Raw genomic sequence first — 21535 nt, 5'->3', positions numbered from 1 at the left:
GCTTCGCCTCGGCATCGGAAACGGGTGGTTCCTACAAGCTACGCCGGCTCCAGGGAGGGCTCAAGGAACCCGGACAGTTAAACAGATAATGAGGGGACCCCCGACGTTGCCCGTCGGGGGTCCTCTCCTTGCCGGCCTGGTGCGTCCAGGCAGCCCTGCTCAGTCGGCCTCTGCCGCCGTCCGGGGACGGATCAGGCGAAGCGCTCCTTCAGCTCGTCCAGCTGCGCGGCCAGTTCGGCCGGCAGGGAGTCGCCGAAGCGGGCGAACCATTCCTCGATGCCCTTGACCTCTTCGTGCCACTCCTTCGGGTCCACCTTCACGGCATCCTCGACATCGGCCGGCGTCAGGTCCAGGCCGGTCAGGTCCAGGGAATCCGGGGTCGGGATGTAGCCGATCGGGGTCTCGACGGCATCCGCCTTACCTTCGATGCGCTCGATGGCCCACTTCAGCACGCGCGAGTTGTCACCGAAGCCCGGCCAGGCGAAGCCGCCGTCGGCCGTGCGGCGGAACCAGTTCACCAGGAAGATCTTGGGCAGGTGCTCCGCGTCGCTCTTGCCCGAGACGGTGATCCAGTGCTTGAGGTAGTCGCCCGCGTCGTAGCCGATGAAGGGCAGCATAGCCATCGGGTCGCGGCGCACTACACCGACGGCGCCGGCGGCGGCGGCCGTCGTTTCGGACGACAGCGTTGCACCCATGAAGATGCCGTGCGCCCAGTCGTGCGCCTCGGTGACCAGCGGAACGGTCGTCTTGCGGCGGCCGCCAAACAGGATCGCGTCGATCTTGACGCCCTGCGGGTTGTGGTAGTCATCGGCCAGCATGTCGATCTGATCGATCGGCGTGCAGAACCGTGAGTTCGGGTGCGCGGCCGGACGACCGGATTCCGGAGTCCAGTCGTTGCCCTGCCAGTCGGTCAGGTGTGCCGGGGTCTCCTCGGTCATGCCCTCCCACCAGACACCGCCGTCGTCGGTCAACGCAACGTTGGTGAAGATCGAGTTGCCCTTGGCGATGGCCCGCATGGCGTTCGGGTTGGTGCTCCAGCCGGTTCCGGGAGCGACGCCGAACAGCCCGGCCTCGGGGTTCACGCCGCGCAGCTCACCGTCCTTGCCGAAGCGCATCCAGTTGATGTCGTCGCCCAGGGTCTCGGCCTTCCACCCGTCGATGGTGGGATCGAGCAGCGCCAGGTTCGTCTTGCCGCAGGCGGAAGGGAAGGCGGCAGCGATGTGGTAGCTCTTGTTCTCCGGGCTGGTCAGCTTGAGGATCAGCATGTGCTCGGCCAGCCAGCCCTCGTCGCGCGCCATCACGGAGGCGATGCGCAGCGAGTAGCACTTCTTGCCCAGCAGCGCGTTGCCGCCATAGCCGGAGCCGTAGGACCAGATGGAACGCTCCTCGGGGAAGTGCACGATCCACTTCTCCTCGTTGCACGGCCACGGGACATCCTGCTCGCCCGGCTCCAGCGGGGCGCCGACGGAATGCAGGGCCGGGACAAAGAAAGCGTCCGTCTCTTCCATCTTCCGCAGCACGTCCGTGCCGATGCGGGCCATGATGCGCATGGACGCGACAACGTAGGCGCTGTCGGTGATCTCAACGCCGAACTTCGGGTCCTCGGCATCCAGATGGCCCATCACGAACGGAATCACGTACATTGTGCGTCCGCGCATGCTGCCCTTGAAGCGCTCCGTCAGGATGGCCTTCATTTCGGCCGGATCCATCCAGTTGTTGGTGAATCCCGCATCGCGCTCGTTCTCCGAGCAGATAAACGTGCGTTCCTCGACCCGGGCCACGTCCTTCGGATCCGAAGAGCCGGCGAAGGAGTTGGGGAAGAGCTCCGGGTTCAGGCGCTTCAGGGTGCCTGCCTCGACGAGTTCGTCGGTGAGCCTGGTGTTCTCGGCTTCGGAACCGTCCACCCAATAGACGGAGTCGGGCTGCGTCAGCTCGGAAACTTCGGCAACCCAGGCCAGAAGCTTGGCGTGTGTAGTTGGTGCGTTCTCGAGCGATTCGTCAAGAAGCGGCTGACGCGCGGTAATGCCCATGACTCTTCCCTTCCATCGGGCCAGTGGTGTTTATTGATGTTAGGGGGCGCGATGTTGGGCGGAATTGTTGTTGTCCGTCACATTCCGCCCTTCATTTTGCTTCGCCCCCGAGATTCCGCGGAATTTCCAGTCCTCATCGTACAGGTTATGTGATTAAGGTCATATAGACCGGTCTAGTTCATATTGAGCCGAATGGGTGCCAGAAGGGCCAAAAGTCCCGGAATTACGCGGCTGGACGAGGGCGGCACAGATCACACCTCCGCCGATTTGGTGACTGGGAGGTAAACAGGCTAGAGTTATATCCGGCCGCGAGGCCAAGCGCCCATAGCTCAGCTGGATAGAGCGTCTGTCTACGGAACAGAAGGCCGGGGGTTCGAATCCCTCTGGGCGCACCAACAAGAAGGACCCGGTTTCGGCCGGGTCCTTTTGCTTTCCCGGCCCTTCAGCTTTTCCGGCCCATCCAAGGCCGTTCATCGAACGGCCTCCGTCCCTTGAACGGCGTCCAGCGGCCGGTCCCGCTGCCGGCGCTGCGCACCGGTGCGTCTCAGCGCTTCACAATGAAGGCCGTGACCTTCGCATCCCGGCCATCCAGTTCCGCCCAGCTCTTCCCGTGCTCCAGGACCGTCAGGCCCGACGTCGGATAGTGCGAGGCCATGTTCATCACGGCCTCCTCGTCCGATTCCACCGAGGCCAGCCGCATCGCCAGGTCCTGCACCGCCGGCATGTGGCTGATCACGAGCAGGCTGGTGATGGTGTCCGGCAGCTGGTTGATCTCGCTGAGCACCTGCGTGGCCGTCGCGTCGTAGAGGGCATCGGAGAGCATCGGCGTCGGCGCCTTGTCGCCGAGCTCGCTGCAGACCCATGTGCAGGTCTGCCGGGTCCGCAGCGCCGAGGAACACAGGATGAAGTCGGGCACATGGTGGTGCTTGGCCATCCACCGCCCCACCATCGGCGCCTCGTTGTGTCCGCGCTGGGCCAGAGGCCGTTCGTGGTCCTCCACGCCGAGCGGCCACGCAGACTTGGCGTGGCGCATGATCATCAGTTTCCGCGGACGGTGGGCGCTCATGCCCGCCAGTCTATTCCGCCCCGCCCCCGACAGGGCCTTGTGCCGCCCTCCCCCACCTGCGAGGCTCGGTCCATGACCAACCAGACACTGGCCGCGGACGTCGTCGTGATCGGCGGCGGCGCCGTCGGCGAGAATCTCGCGGGACGCACCGCGGCGTCCGGCCTGAAGACCATCCTGATAGAGAAGGACCTGGTCGGCGGGGAATGCTCCTACTGGGCCTGCATGCCCTCCAAGGCCCTGCTGCGCCCCGGAACCGCCCTGGCAGCCGCCCGGCGGGTCGACGGGGCCCGGCAGGCTGCCACGGGCGCGCTGGACCGCGAGGCTGTCCTGGCCCGCCGGACCGCGTTCACCTCGGACTGGAAGGACTCATCCCAGGTCGAATGGGTCCGCGGCGCCGGCATCGAACTCCTGCGCGGGACGGCGCGCCTGGCGGGCAGGAAGAGGGTCGAGGTGGCCACGGACGAGGGGACGACGGCGATCGAGGCGCGCCACGCCGTCGTTCTGGCTACTGGCTCGACCCCCTCGGTGCCTCCGGTCCCGGGACTGGACGAGGTGCCGTTCTGGGGAACGCGGGAGGCCACCGCCGCCCGGGAAGTGCCGCGAAGCCTGCTGGTGCTGGGTGGCGGGGTCTCCGGCGTCGAGCTCGCGCAGGCCTTCGCGCGTCTCGGCTCCACCGTCACGCTCGTGGCCCGCCGAGGCCTGCTTTCCGCATACCCGGAGCCGGCGCAGCGGCTGGTCGAGGCCGGCCTGCGGGCCGACGGCGTGGACGTGCGGCTGCACACTGCGACGGAATCGGTGGCCCGGGAGGGCGAGGGCGTCCGAGCGGAGTTTGCGGCCGCTAACGACGGCGGTACGAGTGCTGCCGCGGTTGGCCCGGTCAGCGCGGAACGGCTGCTGGTAGCCACCGGGCGGCGGCCGGCCTTGGCCGCACTGGGCCTGGAACAGGTGGGGCTGGTGCCCGAGGAGCTGAGGACGGATGCCACCGGGCTGGTGGCCGGCGTCCCCGGACAGTGGCTGTACGCGGTCGGCGACGCCGCGGGCAAGGTGCTGCTGACCCATCAGGGCAAGTACGAGGCCAGGGCCGCCGGAGACGCGATCGCGGCGCGGGCGGCCGGGAGCCTGGACGGCGACAAGGAACCGGCCCCGTGGAGCAAGTACACGGCGACGGCGGACGAGCGGGCGGTCCCGTCCGTCGTCTTCACGGATCCCGAGGTGGCGATGGTCGGGCTGACGCTCGAAAAGGCCCGGGAGCGCGGCCTGGACGCCTCAGCCACCGAACTGCCGATCGCCGTCGCAGGCTCCGCGCTGCACGCGGACGGCTACGACGGCTGGGCGCAGCTGGTCGTGGACGAAAACCGCAAGGTGCTGCTCGGCGCCACGTTTGCCGGCCCGGACGTGTCCGAACTCCTGCACGCCGCCACCATTGCCGTCGTCGGGGAGGTGCCGCTGGAGCGGCTCTGGCATGCCGTGCCGGCGTACCCGACGATCAGCGAAGTGTGGCTCCGGCTGCTGGAGGAGTACGGACTTTAAGCTGACGCGCCCGCAGCGCGGGGTTAGGCGGCTGCTGGTGCCGGTTCCTAAAAGGGCGCTGCGGGCGGGCCGGGGTTCGGGCCGGACCTAGATGGAGTACTCCGGGGCCGCCCAGACGACAACCTCGGGGTGCTCGTAGAAACGGTAGCCCTGGCCGCGGACGGTCCGCACCGTGTTGGCCAGGCGGCCCAGCTTGGAGCGGAGGCGGCGGATGTGCACGTCGATGGTCCGCTCGTTCGGGACTTCCTCGGCGTTCTTCCACAGGCCGGAGAGCAGCTCATCGCGGCCGACGGTCCGCGAGGCGTTCTCGACCAGGTAGTTCAGCAGTTCGAACTCCTTGAACGTGAGGTTCAGCGACTCCCCGTCGAGGTGGACTTCGCGGCGGGAGAGGTCGATCAGCACGCCGCTGGGCCGGGCCGACTGCTGGGCGGGCTGCGGGGCGCGCTGAGGCTCGGTCCGGGGCCGGCGGCCGGCCGTCGGGTCCCCGAGGGCCTGGCGGACGACGTCGATATTCTCGCCGGGCGCATCCGCCGGGGCGATGGCGACGGCGGCGTGGCTCTGAGCTCCGGGCACCAGGCTCTGGACGTAGGAGCGGATCTGCGACGCGAGCTTTGTCAGCGACGTGCCGGCTGCCGCTGCGGCGGACTCGTCAAGGCCCACATACAGGACGAACCCCCGAGCAACCGTGTCCGCCGAGACTGCCTGCGGGCCCGGGATGCCATTGGGCGTGACGACCGGAGTCGGCGCGGTGGTGGGCGCGGCACTGTCGCCGTCGTACTGCCCGGGAACAGAGCGCAGCACGCGATACTGCTGCTGTCCGGGATGCCCGGCGGCTGGCTGGCCGCCATAGGGCTGCCGGGCTACACCCTGGCGCTGCGCTGCGGCGGCGCGGTTCTGGGCATTGCGTACGGAGATGTGGACGTATCCGGATGAAACTGACATGTTCCCTAAAACCTTTGTGTGAATGGCCGTCATCGCGGCGCGAATGCATGGTGTGCCCCGCACGGGATGCTCTGTGCCCGCCATTGGGACGCTGGATTTTTTGCCTGATCGATCTCGAAGGGGTGGTGAGGTCAGGCCTGCATTCGACAACAGCACATCGTCCAGCCGGTATGGGGACCGGGATGGATTGCTGCCTGCGCAGGTGCGGCTGGAATGTTGTTCACGTCTCTGAGTTTCGCCGTAATATTCCGTACGTGCAAGTAACAATAGGGCGTTCGTCTCATTATTTGGACAGTTCAGCGCATAACGTGCCATAAGTCACAATCAGCAGGCTGAATAAATATCGGCTTACTCTGAATGAAACGCATGGTCAGTAATGAATAACTATGCATTGTTGCCCGAATAGCCAGTTCTTTGAACGATCACAAGTCGCCTTACCATGCATCCGGTTCAATATTTGGACGGGCGCGTTCGGCGTCTGTTTCCACCCGGCCACGGGCCGCGGGGCGTGCGCTACCCGGCGACGCCGTAGAGCCGGTCGCCTGCGTCCCCGAGACCCGGCACGATGTAGGCCTTCTCGTCGAGCTTCTCGTCGATCGATGCGACCACAATGGTCACGTTGGTCCCGCCGAGCTCTTCCTCCAGCACCTTCAAACCCTCGGGTGCGGCCAGCAGGCAGATGCAGGTTACGTCCGCGGCGCCGCGCCGGAAGAGGAACTTGACGGCCTCCCGCAGGGTGCCGCCGGTGGCAAGCATCGGGTCCAGCACGAAGACCTGCCGGCCGGTGAGGTCGGCGGGCAGCCGCTCGGCGTAGGTGATGGCCTCGAGGGTTTCCTCATTGCGGGCCATGCCCAGGAAGCCGACTTCGGCGGTGGGGACCAGCTTGGTCATGCCCTCGAGCATGCCCAGCCCGGCCCGGAGGATCGGCACGACCAGCGGGGTCGGTTTGGTGAAGGCCGTGCCCACCGTTCGGGTGACCGGCGTTTCGATCTCCACCGGCTCGGTGCGCACATCCCGGGTCGCCTCATATGCCAGCAACGTGACGAGCTCCTCGGTCAGCTGGCGGAAGACCGGCGACGGGGTGGTCTTGTCGCGGAGCACCGTGAGTTTATGGGCAACAAGGGGGTGGTCCACTTCGAGAACGCGCATGCCACAAAACTACCGGCGGCCCCTGTCCAGCACAAACATCCCCCCGGGATGCAGACGTCGCCGTCGGGCACACCTCGCTGTTGGGCGGAGCTCGGAAATGCCGCCCGGCGATGCTGAGCGAGAATGGGGCCATGACCGAAGTGGACCGCCGGCACGGCGCCTGGATGGAATTGGCCCTGGCCGAGGCCCGCGCGGCACTGGACACCGCGGACGTGCCCATCGGCGCCGTCGTTATTGGCCCGGACGGTGCGGTGATCGGCACCGGGCGCAACGAGCGCGAGGCGCGCCACGACCCCACGGCCCACGCCGAGGTGGTCGCCATCCGGGAAGCTGCCGGGGTGCTTGGTTCCTGGCGGCTCGACGGCTGCACCCTCGTGGTCACGCTGGAGCCGTGCGCGATGTGCGCCGGCGCAACGGTGCTGGCCCGGATCCCCACGGTGGTCTTCGGCGCGTGGGACCCCAAGGCCGGTGCGGCGGGCAGCGTCTTCGACATCCTGCGCGAGCGCCGGCTCAACCATTGGGTAGAGGTCTACCCCGGCGTGCGCGAGGACGAGTGCGGCGACGTCCTGCGCCGCTTCTTCGAGGCACATCGCAGCCATGACAGCTAGCCGACAAGGACGTTTTGGGCCAATGGGCAATCACCCGGTAAAGTTGCTCTGCGTTGGTGACGTGTCCGAGCGGCCGAAGGTGCAACACTCGAAATGTTGTTTGGTGTAACAGCCAACGTGGGTTCAAATCCCACCGTCACCGCCAGCTAAAAAGCAGCAGCCCCGCCCCGGTTATCCGCGGCGGGGCTGCTGCTTTACCGAGCGGCCTTTAAGCTGGGCTGCGTGGGTACAGGACTGTCGGGCCGGGTGGACGACGCCATCGCCTCACTGGCGCCCGGCTATTTCGCGCTCGTCATGGGCAGCGGCATCGTTTCCATCGCGCTGCAGATCCAGAAGTTCCACGCCGCCTCGCTGGTCCTGCTGGCCGTGTGCGCCGCCGGATACATCCTCATCCTCGCCCTCCACCTGCTGCGGCTGCTCCGCCACCGTGCGAGGCTGGTCGAGGAATTCCATGATCCCCGCCGGGGCTTCGGCTTCTTCACCTTCGTCGCGGGCACCAATGTGCTCGGCATCCGGTTGGCGATGGAGGGCCGGCTCGGCTGGACCTCGGCGCTGCTGGCCGTGGGGTTCGGCGCCTGGCTCATCTTGGGCTACGTGGTTCCGTGGACGGCCGTCCTCGGCAGGACCGCGCGCCCGGTAGTGGCGACCGCCAACGGCACCTGGTTCATCTGGGCCGTGGCAAGCCAGTCCTGCGCCGTGGCGGCCGCCACCCTCGAGCCGGCGCTGCCGCTGCTGCGCCGCGAGCTCGCCGTCCTTGCGGTGTTCTCCTGGTCCGTCGGCATCTTCCTGTACGCGGCCTGCGGGGTCTTCGTCGCGCTGCGCATGATGCTCTACGAACTCAAGCCCGTGGACCTGACGCCGTCCTACTGGGTGGCGATGGGGGCGATGGCCATCACCGTGGTGGCCGGGGCGCGCATCGTGGAAATGGAAGACACTCCCATGGTCACCGTGGTCCGCGGCCTGGTCGCCGGGCTCTCCGTGGTCTGCTGGGCCTTCGCCACCTGGCTCATTCCGGCACTGGTGGCGGCCGGGTGGTGGCGGCACTTTGTCCACCGGGTCCCCCTGAACTACGAGCCGACGTTGTGGAGCATCGTCTTCCCCGTCGGTATGTACACGGTCGCGTGCCTGACGGTCGGGGAGGCGGACGGCCTGCCGGTGCTCGGGGGCATCGGGGCGGCCTGGCTCTGGGTCGCCTGCCTGGTCTGGCTCCTGGTGTTCGCGGCCATGTGCCGGCACCTGTGGCGCACTCTGATCCGGCCGCGGCCCTGAGCACGCGCCGGCGCCGCCCGCGGCCCGGTGCTGCATCCGCCGCCTGCCCCGCCCGTCGTTACAGTGGGAGGATGGCCGACTCCATCATGACCGCCGCCACCGAGCACATTGGCGCGCAGAGCGAACCTGTTCCGGATTCCTACTACCTCCGGCTGGACGCCACCCGCTTCCATTCCACGCTGCATTCCCAGGGCGCCTGGAACGACCACGAACAGCACATGGCGCCGGCGTCCGGCCTGCTGATCCACGCCGTGCAGCGGAACCATCCGCGTCCTGAGATGGCGCTGAGCCAGGTGACCTTCGAGATCCTGGGCATCATTCCGGGCGGCGAGGTCGAGGTCAGCACCGAGGTGATCCGTCCGGGCCGGACCATCGAACTGATCGAGGCCACGATGAGCGGCAACGGCCGCCCGGCCATCCGGGCCTTTGTCTGGCGGCTGCTGACCGGAGACACCGCGGAGGTCGCAGGCGGCGACGGCGGCGTCCTGCCTCCGCCGCACGAGTGTCCCCCCGCCGAGGTCCGCTCCGTCTGGGACGGCGGGTTCATCCATTCGACCGAGTTCCGCAGTGTCGCAGACCGCGGTCCCGGGAACGCGGCGGTCTGGGTGCGTGGCCCGTACGCCCTGGTCGACGGCGAGGATTCCGATCCGGTGGCGCGTTTCCTGGCGTTCGTGGACACCGCCAACGGCATCGCCGTGCGCCAGGACCCCCGGGAGTACATGTTCCCCAACCTCGACCTGACCGTCCATCTGTTCCGCCAGCCTGCCGGCGGCTGGACGGGGCTGGACACGCGCGTGCACTTCGGGCCCGACGGGGTCGGGCTGACGGCCTCCGACCTCTTCGACGAACAGGGCCTCGTGGGACGCGCGGCGCAGATCCTCACGGTCCGGAAGTTCCCCTCCCCCGAAGGCTAGGCCGGACACCGGCAGCTGGCCCTTTCCACAGCCGGAATCACGGGACGGTAACGCCAATCGGCCGGCGGCTAGGATCGGAAGCGGGGGTACCGGCGTGATGCGAGTCCGCGGCGGTCACCGCATCATCCGTCCAGTCTCAACGAAAGTCGCATCGCCATGGAACTTGGCTATTTGGCCGCCATCGCCGTCATTGTCCTCGTCGTCCTGGTAGGCATCATGCGTGCCTACCGCGTCGCCGGCCCGTCCGAAGCACTCATCATCACCGGCCGCGGCGGCCAGGAGGACCAGAAGGTCGTCTCCGGCGGCCGCGTCATCGTCTATCCGTTCGTGCAGCGCACCTACAGCATGTCGCTGGCCTCCCGGCAGATCCGGGTGGACATCGAAGGCATCTCCAAGAACGGCATCCAGCTGCAGCTGACCGGCGTGGCCCAGGTCAAGGTCGGCGGGGACGACGTCTCCATCCGGCGCGCAGCCCAGCGCTTCCTCAACCAGCAGGAACAGATCGACCACTACACCCAGGAAATCCTGGCCGGTTCGCTGCGCGCCGTCGTCGGCACCCTCACGGTGGAACAGATCATCCAGGACCGTGCCTCCTTCGCCGCCTCCGTCTCGGAGGAGGCGGAACATTCGATGAACAACCAGGGGCTGGTCATCGACACCTTCCAGATCTCGTCGGTCGACGACCAGGGCGACTACATCACCAACATGGGCCGCCCGCAGGCCGCCGAGGTCGCGAAGCTGGCCGCCATCGCCGAGGCCCAGGCGACCCGTGAAGCCGCCGAGGCCCAGGCCCTGGCGGACGAGAAGGTCGCGGTGGCCCAGCAGACGCTGGCGCTGAAGCAGGCCGAGATCAAGGAAGAGACGGACGCCCGACTGGCCAGCGCCAATGCCGCCGGCCCGCTGGCCGAAGCCGCCCAGCAGCAGCGCATCCTCGAGCAGGAGGAGCTGGTCGCCGTCCGGCAGGCCGAGCTGAAGGCCAAGCAGCTGGACACCGAGGTCCGCCGCCCGGCCGACGCCGAGCGTTACCGCCAGGTCCAGATCGCCGAAGCCGCGAAGGCCGCAGCATTCCTGGCCGCCGAGGCCGAGCTGGCGCGCCGCCGGGCGGACGCGCAGGCGGTCGAGCTCGAAGGCGCCGCGCAGGCCGCGGCCGTCCGTGCCCAGGGCGAGGCCGAGGCGTCCGCCACCCTGGCGAAGGCGGAAGCATACAAGCAGTTCAACGATGCCGCCGTCCTCGACCGGATGCTGGCCACGCTGCCGGAGGTCGCCCGTGAGCTCGCGGCTCCGTACGGCCAGATCAAGGACCTGACGGTCATCTCCAACGACGGGGCGGGCAAGCTCAGCCAGAGCGTGACCACCAACCTCGCCGAGACGCTCTCGATGCTCAAGTCGCTGACCGGCGTCGACCTAGCCGACCTGGCGCGGAACGTCGCCTCGGAGCACAAGGACGGCAGCCGGACCGCGGCGCCCGAGGGCTTCATGGAAGCCCCGGTCGTTTCCTCGAACGGGGAAACGCACCGCTGATCGGCGGACCGGTCCGGCGGGCTGGGACAATGGGTCCATGTCCCTGCGCATCCTGACCATCGGCCGCAAGCATGAGAGCTGGGTGGCCGAAGGTATCGACCGCTACGAGAAACGGCTGAAGAAGCCCTTCGATGTCACGTGGCTGCCGATCCCCCACTCCGCCCGCGAGAATGACGCGGCGCGGAAGGAAGAGTCCACCCAGCTCCTGGCCAAGCTCTCGGGCAAGAATGCCGGCGACTTCGTCATCCTCCTGGACGAGCGCGGCAGGAACATCGATTCCCCCGCGCTCGCCCGGACCCTCCAGGCCCCGCTGGACAGCTCGCGCAACGTCACCCTGATCATCGGCGGGGCCTACGGCGTGGACGAGACCATCCACCGCCGCGCGGACTTCGTCTGGTCCCTCTCCAAGCTCGTCTTTCCGCACCAGCTGGTGCGGCTGATCCTCATCGAACAGCTGTACCGGGCTCAGGAAATTGCAAGCGGCCGTCCCTACCATCACGAATAGCCGCGGATTCCGCGACGACAAATTCCACGGCGAATACAGCTAGACTTTTACGCGATGTAAAAGAGGGCGCAGAGGAGGCGGCCATGAACAGCAAGGCACCGCTGCGCCTGCTGCGCGCAGGCGGATTCAGCACCGCCGCCTTCTGCCTCTCTGCCGCCGCGCATGTGGCCGGCGGAGGCACCCTGCCGGCAGCCGCCGTCGTTGTTGCCCTCGGCGCGCTGACCCTGCTGCCGGTCATGGTGCTGGCCGGGCGGAAACTCGGCGCCACGACCACGGCCGCCATCCTCGGCGCCAGCCAGTTGCTCCTGCACCGCGCCTTTACCGTCCTGAGTACGACGTCGACCTGCACCGAGGCGGGCGGGCACAGCCACGCGGGGGCGGGGTCGCTCGACTGCGTCGCCGCGGCCTCGCACGCCGCCGCCGACCACGGTGCCGGCATGCTCGCCGCCCACGTGGTCGCCACGGCGTTTATCGGGCTGCTGCTGGCCCGGGGCGAAGAGGCGCTGTGGGCGCTCGCCGCCTGGCTGCGCCCCCTGGTCCGGCTGCCCTCCACCACAGCCGGGCCTGTGCCCGACCGGCCGAGCCCGGCCGCGACGCCCCGGCTGCTGCGCACGCTGTGCCAGCTCGAGCTCCATCCGCTGCGCGGGCCGCCCGCGCCGTCCTTTCAGTAAGCATTACCGCCCGTTCGGGCAACATCACCGCGCCCCCTCGGCGCACCCTGCGCCGCTTCGGCGCACCCTGAAAGGACTTGCCATGAAAACCACCCGCTTCGCCATCCGCACCTCCCTCGCCGCTGCCGCCACGATCGGCCTGGCCGGCCTCGGCGCAGGCGCAGCCTCCGCCCACGTCCACGTCAATCCGGACAGCACCGCCGCGGGATCCAGCTCCGTGCTCGGCTTCGACTTCGCCCACGGCTGCGAAGGGTCCCCCACCACCAAGATCGCCATCACGCTGCCCGAGCAGCTGGACGACGCGACGCCTACCGCCCATCCCGGCTGGACCGTGGAGAAGGTGACCGAGAAGCTGGACGCACCGAAGAAGGTCGAGGGCGGAGCCTCCATTACCGAACGCGTCAGCCAGATCGTCTATACGGCGAAGGAGCCGCTCGCGGACGGCGTACGGGACGTGCTCTCGCTGAAGGTTCAGCTGCCCAACGCCGAGGGCGAGACGCTGGCCTTCCCCGTGCTGCAGACTTGCGAAAAGGGCTCCACCGACTGGGCCCAGGTGGCCGAAGAGGGACAGGACGGCCACGAGCTCGAATCCCCGGCGCCGACCCTGACCGTCACCGCGGCGCAGGCCGAAGAACACGGCCACGCCGCGGCGGCGCCCGCCGCCCAGGAAGGCGCTGGTACCGGCACCGAGGCGGCAGCGTCCACCAGTCCGGCGGGCGACGGCGGAGCCGGCGCCGCGGGCTGGGTCGGGCTCGGCGCCGGCCTGCTGGGGCTTGCGGCCGGCGGCACCGCGCTGGCACGGACCCGCGGGCTGAAGAAATAATCCTCTCTTTCGGCGCGTCCCGGGTCCGCGTCCGTTGACTCGGGCCCGGGGCGCGGTAAGGGTGGAGGCATGGTGAAACGAGTTATTGCGCAGGCATCAGCCGCGGTATCGGTAGTCGGTCTGGCCCTCCTGCTCGGCGGCTGCGGCCAGCCTCAGGAAACCCCGGCCGAGACGGCTCCGGCATCGTCGCCTGCCTCCGCTCCTGCGGGGTCCGCCTCGTCCTCCGCGCCGGCCACCGAATCCGCCCCCGGCACGACTGCCGCCGCCCCGGAAACCACCGCGGCCGCTCCGGAAACCACCTCGGCGGCGAAAACCGGCGAGTGCAAGGCCGGCCAGCTGGCGGCGGAAATCCGCACGGAGCCGGGCGGCGGCGCGGCGGGCAGCGTCTACCGCAGCCTCGTCGTCACCAACACCGGCTCGGCCGACTGCACGGTCCGCGGCTATCCCGGTGTCTCCTATGTGGGGGCCGCGGACCAGCAGATCGGCGCCCCCGCGGACCGCGATCCGGCGGCCCAGCCGGTGACCGTGCCGCTGGCCCCCGGCGCCTCTGCCGTGGCCCAATTGCAGCAGACCAACGCGGACAACTACGGCCCCGAGTGCGACCGGACGGACGTCGCGGCGGTGCGCGTCTACCCGCCCAACGACACAGCCTGGCTGGAGGCGGCGCAGCAGACGGTCGGCTGCGCCAATGACGAGATCGTGCTGATGACCGTGGGAACCTTCCAGCCGGCCTGACCCGCCATGCCGCGCCGCCCCGGTTCTCCCGCTGCCGGCGTCCGGGAGAATCCGGATACTGTCGGTCCCCGGGCGTAGGCTGGGCACGATGGGACAGCAGTCAGCCGCCGCAACGGTCTTGGACCGTTTCACGCCGGCCACCCGCGAGTGGTTCGCCGGCGCATTCCGCGCGCCCACGGACGCCCAGGCCGGCGCCTGGCAGGCCGTCTCCGCCGGTTCGCACGCCCTGGTCGTGGCGCCCACCGGTTCGGGTAAGACCCTGGCCGCGTTCCTCTGGGCGCTGGACACGTTCATCGCGAAGGCGGAGGTTCCGCCCGAACTGCCGCTGGAGGACCTCAAGCCCGCCCGGAAGAAGCCGTCCAGGAACACCGGGACGCGGGTGCTGTATATCTCGCCGCTGAAGGCCCTCGGCGTGGACGTCGAACGGAACCTGCGCGCCCCGCTGATCGGCATCACGCAGACCGCCAAGCGCCTCGGCCTGCCGGCTCCGGACATCACCGTCGGCGTCCGCTCCGGGGACACCCCGGCCAATGAACGGCGACGGCTGCTGACCCACCCGCCGGACATCCTGATCACCACGCCGGAGTCCCTGTTCCTGATGCTGACCTCCAAGGCGCGGGAGACTTTGGCGGGAGTGGACACCGTCATCATCGACGAGGTCCACGCGGTCGCCGGCACCAAGCGCGGCGCCCACCTGGCGGTGTCCCTCGAGCGGCTGGACGCAATGCTGCCCGGCCGCGCGCAGCGGATCGGGCTCTCCGCCACCGTGGAACCGCTGGACACCGTCGCCCGGTTCCTCGGCGGCAGCGCGCCGGTGGAAATCGTCGCGCCGCCGGCCACCAAGTCCTGGGACCTGACCGTCACGGTTCCGGTCGAGGACATGACGGCCCTGGCCGCGCCGAGCCAGGAAGAACTCGGCCCGGGCGCCCAGCCGGCGTCGATCTGGCCGCACGTCGAAGAGAAGATCGTGGACCTGATCGCCGCCAACCGGTCGACGATCGTCTTCGCCAATTCCCGCCGGCTGGCCGAGCGGCTCACGGCCCGGTTCAATGAAATCTGGGCCGAGCGGCTGGCCCCCTCCGTCTGGGACGAGGCTGCGCCGCCCTCCCCGGACGGGGCTGCCGGGGACGGAACCGCCCCGGTCCCTGCTCCGGCCAAGCCGCCGGCGCAGATCATGGCCCAGGCCGGTTCGACGTCGGGCGCCGAGGCGGTGCTGGCGCGGGCGCACCACGGCTCGGTCAGCAAGGACCAGCGCGCCCAGATCGAGGATGACCTGAAGACCGGGCGGCTGCGCTGCGTGGTGGCCACATCCAGCTTGGAGCTCGGTATTGACATGGGCGCCGTGGACCTGGTGGTGCAGGTGGAGTCCCCGCAATCGGTGGCCAGCGGCCTCCAGCGCGTGGGCCGCGCGGGGCACCAGGTCGGCGAGACCTCGCAGGGCGTGCTCTTCCCGAAGCACCGCCAGGACCTGGTCAACACCACGGTCACGGTGGAGCGGATGCTCGCGGGCAAGATCGAGCCGCTCTTCATCCCCGCGAACCCGCTGGACATCCTCGCGCAGCAAACCGTGGCGGCCACGGCGCTGGGAAGCATCGACGTGGAGGAATGGTTCGACGTCGTACGCCGCTCCGCGCCCTTCGCCACCCTGCCGCGCTCCGCCTATGAGGCCACCCTGGACCTGCTCGCCGGCCGCTACCCCAGCGACGAGTTCGCCGAGCTGCGCCCGCGGATCGTCTGGGACCGCGTTGCCGGCACTATCGCCGGCCGTCCCGGGGCGCAGCGGCTGGCCGTCACCTCCGGGGGCACGATCCCGGACCGCGGGCTCTTCGGCGTCTACCTGGTCGGTTCGGAGGACCCGGGGACGGTCGGCACCTCCAAGAGCAGGGGCGGCCGCCGGGTCGGCGAGCTCGACGAAGAGATGGTCTATGAGTCCCGGGTCGGCGATGTCTTCGCGCTCGGCGCCACCAGCTGGAAGATCGAGGACATCACGCACGACCGGGTGCTGGTCTCCCCCGCGTTCGGCCAGCCCGGCAAGCTGCCGTTCTGGAAGGGCGACTCCCTCGGCCGCCCGGTGGAGCTCGGCCGGGCCCTCGGCGCTTTCGTGCGGGAAGTGACCGCCGCGGCGCCGGAGCCCGCGCTCGAGCGGCTGCGGGCCAGCGGGCTGGACGACTGGGCCGCGGACAACCTGACCGCCTACCTGGCGGAGCAGCGCCAGGCCACGGACGTCATCCCGAGCGACCGCACGCTGGTGGTGGAGCGGTTCCACGACGAACTGGGCGACTGGCGGGTGGTGCTGCACAGCCCGTTCGGCCTGCCGGTCCACGCGCCGTGGGCCCTGGCCGTGGGCGCCCGGCTCCACCAGCGTTACGGGATGGACGGCTCCGCCATGGCCGCGGATGACGGGATCGTGCTCCGGGTGCCGATGATGGAGGATGAGCCGCCGGGCGCGGAACTGTTCCTCTTCGACCCGGAGGAGCTGGACGCCATCGTGACCGCCGAGGTCGGCGGCTCGGCGCTGTTCGCCTCGCGCTTCCGCGAATGCGCCGCCCGCGCCCTGCTGCTCCCGCGGCAGAACCCGGCCAAGCGCACCCCGCTGTGGCAGCAGCGCCAGCGGTCGGCCCAGCTGCTGGACGTCGCCCGGAAGTACCCCACCTTCCCGATCGTGCTGGAAACCGTGCGCGAGTGCCTGCAGGATGTCTACGACCTGCCGGCGCTGAAGGACCTGGCCGCGGCGATCGGGCGGCGGGAGCTGCGGATGGTGGAGACGGCCACGCCGCAGCCCTCGCCGTTCGCCCGCTCGCTGCTCTACGGCTACGTCGCCTCCTTCCTCTACGAAGGGGACTCGCCGCTGGCCGAGCGCCGCGCCGCCGCGCTCTCCCTGGACCCGACCCTGCTGAACGACCTGCTGGGCCGCGCGGAACTGCGCGAACTGCTGGACGCCGGCATCATCGCCCGGACGGAGCGGGAGCTGCAGCGGCTCACGGAGGACCGGAAGGTGCGCGGCGCGGAGGGCATCGCGGACCTGCTGCGGCTGCTGGGACCGCTAACGACGGCGGAGGTCGCCGAGCGCGTCCGGCCTCCGGAGGCTGAGGTGGCGGAAGGAGCCGGGCCCGGCGGGCCGGAGGCGCTGGAAGGAACCGGCCCCGGGGACATCGGGCCGGAGGCCGCTTCCGCTCCGGCTGGCGCCGCCCATGCCGCCCTTGCCGACGTGGAACCGCTGCTGGCGGAACTCGCGCAGGCCAACCGCGCGCTCAAGGTGGGCATCGCCGGCGTCGAGCGGTGGGCCGCCATCGAGGATGCGGCCCGGCTGCGCGACGCCATCGGCGTCCCGCTGCCCATGGGCGTGCCCCTGGCCTTCATCGAGCCGGTCGCGGATCCGCTCGGCGACCTGGTGGGCCGGTACGCGCGCACGCACGGTCCGTTCACCGCGCCGGAGTGCGCCGAGCGGCTCGGGTTGGGCGTCGCCGTGGTGGACACCGCGCTGCGGCGGCTCCTCAAGGACGGCCGGGTGGCGGACGGGGAGTTCCGGCCGCCGGACAGCGAGCGCCCGCCGCAGCCCGGCGTGACCGAATGGTGCGACGTGGAAGTCCTGCGCCGGATCCGCCGGCGTTCCCTGGCCGCGCTGCGCCAGGAAGTGGAGCCGGTGGAGTCGGCCACGTACGGGCGGTTCCTGCCGGTGTGGCAGAACGTGGGCTCCGGCCTGCGCGGGCTGGACGGCATCGCCACCGTGGTGGACCAGCTCTCCGGGGTGCCGATCCCGGCCTCGGCCTGGGAGCCGCTGGTCCTCGGCTCCCGCGTGGCGAACTACGCGCCGGCGATGCTGGACGAGCTCATGGCCACTGGCGAGGTGCTCTGGTCCGGCGCCGGCTCGCTCCCCGGCAACGACGGCTGGATCAGCCTGCAGCTGGCCGAGAACGCCCCGCTGACGCTGAACCCGCAGCCCGACTTCGAGCCGAGCGTGCTGCAGTACGAGCTGCTGAACGTGCTCTCGGCGCAGGGCCAGTACGGCGGCGGGGCCTTCTTCTTCCGCCAGCTCGCCGACGCCCTCGCCGCTGCCGGCACCCAGGCCCCGGACACCGACGTCGTTACCGCCCTCTGGGAACTGGTCTGGGCCGGGCGGATCACCAATGACACCTTCGGCCCGGTGCGTGCGCTGCTTTCCGGCGGGAGCACGGCGCACCGGCAGCGGCCGTCCGCGCCGCGGGCACGCTCCGCTCGGCTGGGGCGGATCGGGAGGATGCACACGCTCGGCGGGTCCGGGCTGCGGCCGGGCCAGGCGGGCGGCCAGGCGCCGCGGGGGGCGCCCCCGCTGGCCGGCGGGCGCTGGTCGCTCCTGCCCTCCCCCGAGCCGGATACGACGGTCCACGCCCACGCGACCGCCGAACTCCTGCTGGACCGTTACGGCGTGGTGACCCGCGGGTCGGTCGCCGGCGAGGGGGTCCCCGGCGGCTTCGGGCTGCTGTACAAGGTGCTGGCGAAGCTGGAGGAGACCGGGCGCTGCCGCCGGGGCTACTTCATCGAGCACCTCGGCGCCGCGCAGTTCGCGGTCCCGGCCACGGTGGACCGGCTGCGGTCCTTCAATCGGGACGCGCAGCTGGCCGAGCAGCCGCGGGCAGCCGTCGCGCTGGCCGCCACGGACCCGGCGAACCCCTACGGTGCCGCGCTGCCCTGGCCGGCGCAGGACGGCGGGCACCGGCCCGGCCGCAAGGCGGGCGCGCTGGTGGTGCTCGTCGACGGCGAGCTGGTGCTCTATGTGGAGCGCGGCGGCAAGACGCTGCTGACCTTCACCGAGGATCCGGAGGACCTCTCGCTCTGCGCCGCGGCCCTGGTGGCGGTGATCCGGCGCGGGGCCGCGGACAAGATGGCCGTGGAGAAGGTCAACGGCGTCCCGGTGCTGGACACCGAGGTGGCGCGGGCGTTGACCGGCGCCGGTTTCTACACCACGCCGCGGGGACTGAGGTTCCGTGCCTGAAGGAGACACCGTCTGGCGAACGGCGCGGGTCCTGCACCGTGCCCTCGCCGGGCAGGAGCTGACGGCGTCGGACTTCCGCGTGCCGCGTTATGCCACGGCGGACCTGGCGGGCAATACGGTGGACGAGGCGGTCTCGCGCGGCAAGCACCTGCTCATCCGCACCAGCGGTCCGGCCGGCGCCCTGAGCATCCACTCGCACCTGAAGATGGAGGGCAGCTGGCGGATCTACGCGCCGGACCAGCGCTGGAACAAGCCGGCCTTCCAGGCCCGGATCGTGCTGCGGACGGCGCAGGCCACCGCCGTCGGCTTCCTGCTGGGGATCCTGGACCTGCTGCCCACGGCGGAGGAAGGCAGCGCCGTGGGACATCTGGGACCGGACCTGCTGGGCCCGGACTGGGACGCCGCGGAGGCGCTGCGCCGGCTGGTGGCCCGGCCTGAGCGCGCCGTCGGCCTGGCCCTGCTGGACCAGCGGAACCTCGCCGGGATCGGCAATGTCTACCGCGCGGAGCTGTGCTTCCTGGCCCGGGTCCATCCGCTCGCCCCGGTCGGCCGGGTGGCGGAACTGCCCCGGATCGTGCAGCTGGCCAAGACCCTGCTCGAGGCGAACAAGGACCGCAGCCGCCGCAACACCGTCGGTGGGCCGGGCGGCCGGAATGCCAGCCCGGTCTGGGTCTATGGGCGGGCCGGGAAACCCTGCCTGCGCTGCGGGACGCCCGTGGTCCACACCCTGCTGGGGGACACGGAGCTCACCGAGCGCGACCTGTATTTCTGTCCGCGCTGCCAGCCCGAGACCATATGATGAGCAGCAGAAACGTACGAGGGGGACAATGACCTGGGTCGAGACCATTCCGGCCTTTGTGGTGGCCGTGGTGCTCATCTTCGGCCCCGGCCTGCTCTGGGGCGCGGTCCTCGGCCTGCGCCGCCTGACGCTCGTGGCGCTGGCCGGGCCGTTCAGCGTCACAGCGATTGTCGTGGCGGCGGAGCTGGGCAATGCGACCGGGCTGCCCTGGTCCTGGCCGCTGGTGCTGGCCGTCACCGTCCTGGTGGCCGCCGCGCTCTGGCTGCTACGGCGGCTGATGCGGCACCGGCTGCACCACGCCCACGCTGCCGCCGCGAGCCCGGCTCCGTGGCGGACCGTGCTCATCACCTGGGGCGTCTCCGCCCTCCCGCTGGCCGCCTACATGCTGTGGATCATCGGGGCCCCTGAGAACATCGCGCAGTCGCACGACAACATCTTCCATCTGAACGCCATCCGCTACATCGCGGACACTGCCAATGCCTCCTCGCTGGAGCTGGGCTACCTCGGCGCCACCGACGCGGGCATCTTCTACCCGGCCGGCTGGCACGACGTCGTCTCGCTGGTCATGATCACCAGCGGCGCGCCGATTCCGGTGGCCATCAACGTGACGAACCTGGTCATCATCACCGGGATCTGGAGCACCGGCTGCCTCTTCATCGTCAGCCGGCTCACCGGCGAGCGCATGATGCCGCTGCTCGTGGCCGCGGTCCTCAGCACCGCGTACAGCAGCTTCCCGTACCTGCTGCTGGAATTCGGCGTCGTATATCCGTTCATGTTGTCGATTGCAATGCTGCCGGTGGCGCTCGGCCTGGTCATCCAGCTGCTGCGCCTAGGCGTGCCGTCGTCCATTTCGGTGGAGGGCAACCTCGTCCTGCTCGCCGGCCTGCTGCCTGGCCTGGCGCTGGCGCACCCTGCCACCGTCATGGGGCTGCTGGCCCTGGCCACGCCCATGGTCATCGCCGCCGCCTACGGCCTCTACCGCGGCGGCAGCCGCCGGGAGAAGCGCAACGCCGCGCTCGGTGCCGTCGCGTACCTGGTCGTCGCCGGCTTCCTCTGGGGCGTGCTGCGCCCGGCCCGGAGCAGCTCCACCAACTGGGACGACATGGGCAACGCCCTGCGGGCGCTGTACGAGGTCGTGTTCCATGCCCCGCTCGACCACCCGATGGCCATCCTGGTGACCGCGCTGACCATCGTCGGCGCCGCTGTCGTCCTCAACGTCCGCAGGCACCGCTGGACCATCGGCGTCTACCTGGTCGCGGCCGTGCTCTTCGTCGTGGGGAACTGGAAGGAAGCCCCGGAGTTACGCTGGCTCGTCTCCGGCATCTGGTACAACGATTTCTTCCGCATCAGCGCCATGCTGCCGGTGGCCGGCATCCTGGTCGCCGCCCTCGGCGGCGTCGCCCTGGCCGGCACCGCCCGGTCCTTCTTCCGCGCCTGGCTCGCACGCCGCGACAGGAAGCAGCCCCCGTGGCTCCGGCCGGTGGCCGCCGCGGTCCTCACCGTCGTCGCGCTGGCGGTCGCTCCGCTCTTCGCCGCGCAACGCAGCATCCAGGACGCGGAATTCAAGTACCGCTTCACCGGCAACTCGTACCTGCTGACCACGGACGAACTCACCCTGATCAAGCGCATCCCCGAACACGTCCCCCCGGGCGCCGTGATCGCGGGCAACCCGATGACCGGCGCGTCCCTCTCGTACTCCTACACGGACCGTCCCGCCCTGGTGCCCTCCGGCCAGAGCTCCCCCACCCCGGAGGGCCAGCTCATCATGGGCCGGCTCGACGAGATGACCAGGGACCCGGCAGTCTGCAAGGCCGTCCGGGACCAGGGCGTCCGGTACGTCCTGGACTTCGGCAACAGCTCCGTGCACCCGGGCGAGACCTCCGTCGCCCCCGGGCTGCAGGACCTCACCGAGGCCAATGGTTTCAAACTCATCGATTCCCAGGGCCGTGCCGCCCTGTACCAAGTGGTCGGCTGCGGCTAAAGCGCGCGGGCCGAGCCGGT

General features: G+C 70.0%; 16 protein-coding genes and 2 tRNA genes. 14 read left to right on the top strand and 4 right to left on the bottom strand.

Annotated features, from left to right (window positions below; all coding sequences use genetic code 11):
- Positions 1 to 191: 191 nt before the first annotated feature.
- Positions 192 to 2030, bottom strand: a complete 1839-nt coding sequence (locus tag WFH44_RS19885) for a phosphoenolpyruvate carboxykinase (GTP) (protein WP_336716162.1) — start codon at positions 2028 to 2030, stop codon at positions 192 to 194.
- Between the two features lie 318 nt (positions 2031 to 2348).
- Here WFH44_RS19885 and WFH44_RS19880 point away from each other — a divergent pair.
- Positions 2349 to 2425: transfer RNA gene (locus WFH44_RS19880), tRNA-Arg, on the top strand.
- A gap of 149 nt (positions 2426 to 2574) precedes the next feature.
- On the opposite strand, the gene WFH44_RS19875 is transcribed toward WFH44_RS19880, so the two are convergent.
- Positions 2575 to 3096 carry a SixA phosphatase family protein gene (locus WFH44_RS19875; protein WP_336716160.1) on the bottom strand — a complete coding sequence of 174 codons (522 nt, stop codon included), beginning with the start codon at positions 3094 to 3096 and terminating at the stop codon, positions 2575 to 2577.
- A 72-nt stretch (positions 3097 to 3168) separates the two neighbouring features.
- Between WFH44_RS19875 and WFH44_RS19870 the strand changes: the two genes are divergently transcribed.
- A complete protein-coding gene (locus tag WFH44_RS19870) occupies positions 3169 to 4626 on the top strand; it encodes a dihydrolipoyl dehydrogenase family protein (protein WP_336716158.1) in 1458 nt (485 codons plus the stop codon).
- A gap of 87 nt (positions 4627 to 4713) precedes the next feature.
- Here WFH44_RS19870 and WFH44_RS19865 read toward each other — a convergent pair whose 3' ends face one another.
- Together WFH44_RS19865 and upp are read right to left on the bottom strand one after the other, a co-directional pair.
- Positions 4714 to 5568 (bottom strand): winged helix-turn-helix domain-containing protein, encoded by an 855-nt coding sequence (locus tag WFH44_RS19865; RefSeq protein ID WP_336716156.1) that lies wholly within the window; start codon positions 5566 to 5568, stop codon positions 4714 to 4716.
- Positions 5569 to 6081: 513 nt separating this feature from the next.
- Positions 6082 to 6717 (bottom strand): uracil phosphoribosyltransferase, encoded by a 636-nt coding sequence (upp, locus tag WFH44_RS19860; protein WP_336716154.1) that lies wholly within the window; start codon positions 6715 to 6717, stop codon positions 6082 to 6084.
- A gap of 131 nt (positions 6718 to 6848) precedes the next feature.
- Here upp and tadA point away from each other — a divergent pair, with 131 nt between their 5' ends.
- The 12 genes from tadA to WFH44_RS19800 all read left to right on the top strand — a co-directional run bounded on the left by tadA (position 6849) and on the right by WFH44_RS19800 (position 21515).
- A complete protein-coding gene (gene tadA / locus WFH44_RS19855) occupies positions 6849 to 7325 on the top strand; it encodes a tRNA adenosine(34) deaminase TadA (protein WP_336716152.1) in 477 nt (158 codons plus the stop codon).
- A 55-nt stretch (positions 7326 to 7380) separates the two neighbouring features.
- A tRNA-Ser gene (locus tag WFH44_RS19850) sits at positions 7381 to 7470 on the top strand.
- A gap of 77 nt (positions 7471 to 7547) precedes the next feature.
- Positions 7548 to 8594, top strand: coding sequence for a tellurite resistance/C4-dicarboxylate transporter family protein (locus WFH44_RS19845; protein ID WP_336716150.1), 1047 nt, complete (start codon positions 7548 to 7550; stop codon positions 8592 to 8594).
- Between the two features lie 71 nt (positions 8595 to 8665).
- Positions 8666 to 9508 (top strand): thioesterase family protein, encoded by an 843-nt coding sequence (locus tag WFH44_RS19840; RefSeq protein ID WP_336716149.1) that lies wholly within the window; start codon positions 8666 to 8668, stop codon positions 9506 to 9508.
- Between the two features lie 156 nt (positions 9509 to 9664).
- Positions 9665 to 11029: a flotillin family protein gene (locus WFH44_RS19835; RefSeq protein ID WP_336716147.1), complete on the top strand. Its 1365-nt coding sequence runs from the start codon at positions 9665 to 9667 to the stop codon at positions 11027 to 11029.
- A gap of 37 nt (positions 11030 to 11066) precedes the next feature.
- Positions 11067 to 11534 carry a 23S rRNA (pseudouridine(1915)-N(3))-methyltransferase RlmH gene (locus WFH44_RS19830; protein WP_336716145.1) on the top strand — a complete coding sequence of 156 codons (468 nt, stop codon included), beginning with the start codon at positions 11067 to 11069 and terminating at the stop codon, positions 11532 to 11534.
- Positions 11535 to 11617: 83 nt separating this feature from the next.
- Complete coding sequence (locus tag WFH44_RS19825) at positions 11618 to 12205, top strand: hypothetical protein (RefSeq protein WP_336716144.1); 588 nt, start codon at positions 11618 to 11620, stop codon at positions 12203 to 12205.
- A gap of 82 nt (positions 12206 to 12287) precedes the next feature.
- Positions 12288 to 13028, top strand: coding sequence for a YcnI family copper-binding membrane protein (locus WFH44_RS19820; RefSeq protein ID WP_336716142.1), 741 nt, complete (start codon positions 12288 to 12290; stop codon positions 13026 to 13028).
- A gap of 69 nt (positions 13029 to 13097) precedes the next feature.
- Entirely contained in the window at positions 13098 to 13763 is a 666-nt protein-coding gene (locus tag WFH44_RS19815) for a DUF4232 domain-containing protein (RefSeq protein WP_336716140.1), read from the top strand.
- Between the two features lie 88 nt (positions 13764 to 13851).
- Positions 13852 to 18735, top strand: a complete 4884-nt coding sequence (locus tag WFH44_RS19810; protein ID WP_336716139.1) for an Lhr family ATP-dependent helicase — start codon at positions 13852 to 13854, stop codon at positions 18733 to 18735.
- The gene (locus WFH44_RS19805; protein WP_336716138.1) at positions 18728 to 19534 is read left to right on the top strand and encodes an Fpg/Nei family DNA glycosylase; all 807 of its coding nucleotides are present in this window, start codon (positions 18728 to 18730) and stop codon (positions 19532 to 19534) included. Before WFH44_RS19810 ends, WFH44_RS19805 begins: the two co-directional genes overlap by 8 nt.
- Before the next feature lie 28 nt (positions 19535 to 19562).
- The gene (locus WFH44_RS19800; RefSeq protein ID WP_336716136.1) at positions 19563 to 21515 is read left to right on the top strand and encodes a DUF6541 family protein; all 1953 of its coding nucleotides are present in this window, start codon (positions 19563 to 19565) and stop codon (positions 21513 to 21515) included.
- Positions 21516 to 21535 lie beyond the last annotated feature (20 nt).

The organism is Arthrobacter sp. USHLN218 (genome assembly GCF_037144715.1).
Taxonomy (GTDB): Bacteria; Actinomycetota; Actinomycetes; order Actinomycetales; family Micrococcaceae; genus Crystallibacter.
This window is presented reverse-complemented; position numbering and strand designations above follow the sequence as displayed.

Coding starts and splice junctions, on each gene's coding strand:
- WFH44_RS19885 (WP_336716162.1), bottom strand. CDS start 2,030: ATGGGCATTACCGCGCGTCAGCCGCTTCTTGACGAATCGCTCGAGAAC.
- WFH44_RS19875 (WP_336716160.1), bottom strand. CDS start 3,096: ATGAGCGCCCACCGTCCGCGGAAACTGATGATCATGCGCCACGCCAAG.
- WFH44_RS19870 (WP_336716158.1), top strand. CDS start 3,169: ATGACCAACCAGACACTGGCCGCGGACGTCGTCGTGATCGGCGGCGGC.
- WFH44_RS19865 (WP_336716156.1), bottom strand. CDS start 5,568: ATGTCAGTTTCATCCGGATACGTCCACATCTCCGTACGCAATGCCCAG.
- upp (WP_336716154.1), bottom strand. CDS start 6,717: ATGCGCGTTCTCGAAGTGGACCACCCCCTTGTTGCCCATAAACTCACG.
- tadA (WP_336716152.1), top strand. CDS start 6,849: ATGACCGAAGTGGACCGCCGGCACGGCGCCTGGATGGAATTGGCCCTG.
- WFH44_RS19840 (WP_336716149.1), top strand. CDS start 8,666: ATGGCCGACTCCATCATGACCGCCGCCACCGAGCACATTGGCGCGCAG.
- WFH44_RS19835 (WP_336716147.1), top strand. CDS start 9,665: ATGGAACTTGGCTATTTGGCCGCCATCGCCGTCATTGTCCTCGTCGTC.
- WFH44_RS19830 (WP_336716145.1), top strand. CDS start 11,067: ATGTCCCTGCGCATCCTGACCATCGGCCGCAAGCATGAGAGCTGGGTG.
- WFH44_RS19825 (WP_336716144.1), top strand. CDS start 11,618: ATGAACAGCAAGGCACCGCTGCGCCTGCTGCGCGCAGGCGGATTCAGC.
- WFH44_RS19820 (WP_336716142.1), top strand. CDS start 12,288: ATGAAAACCACCCGCTTCGCCATCCGCACCTCCCTCGCCGCTGCCGCC.
- WFH44_RS19815 (WP_336716140.1), top strand. CDS start 13,098: ATGGTGAAACGAGTTATTGCGCAGGCATCAGCCGCGGTATCGGTAGTC.
- WFH44_RS19810 (WP_336716139.1), top strand. CDS start 13,852: ATGGGACAGCAGTCAGCCGCCGCAACGGTCTTGGACCGTTTCACGCCG.
- WFH44_RS19800 (WP_336716136.1), top strand. CDS start 19,563: ATGACCTGGGTCGAGACCATTCCGGCCTTTGTGGTGGCCGTGGTGCTC.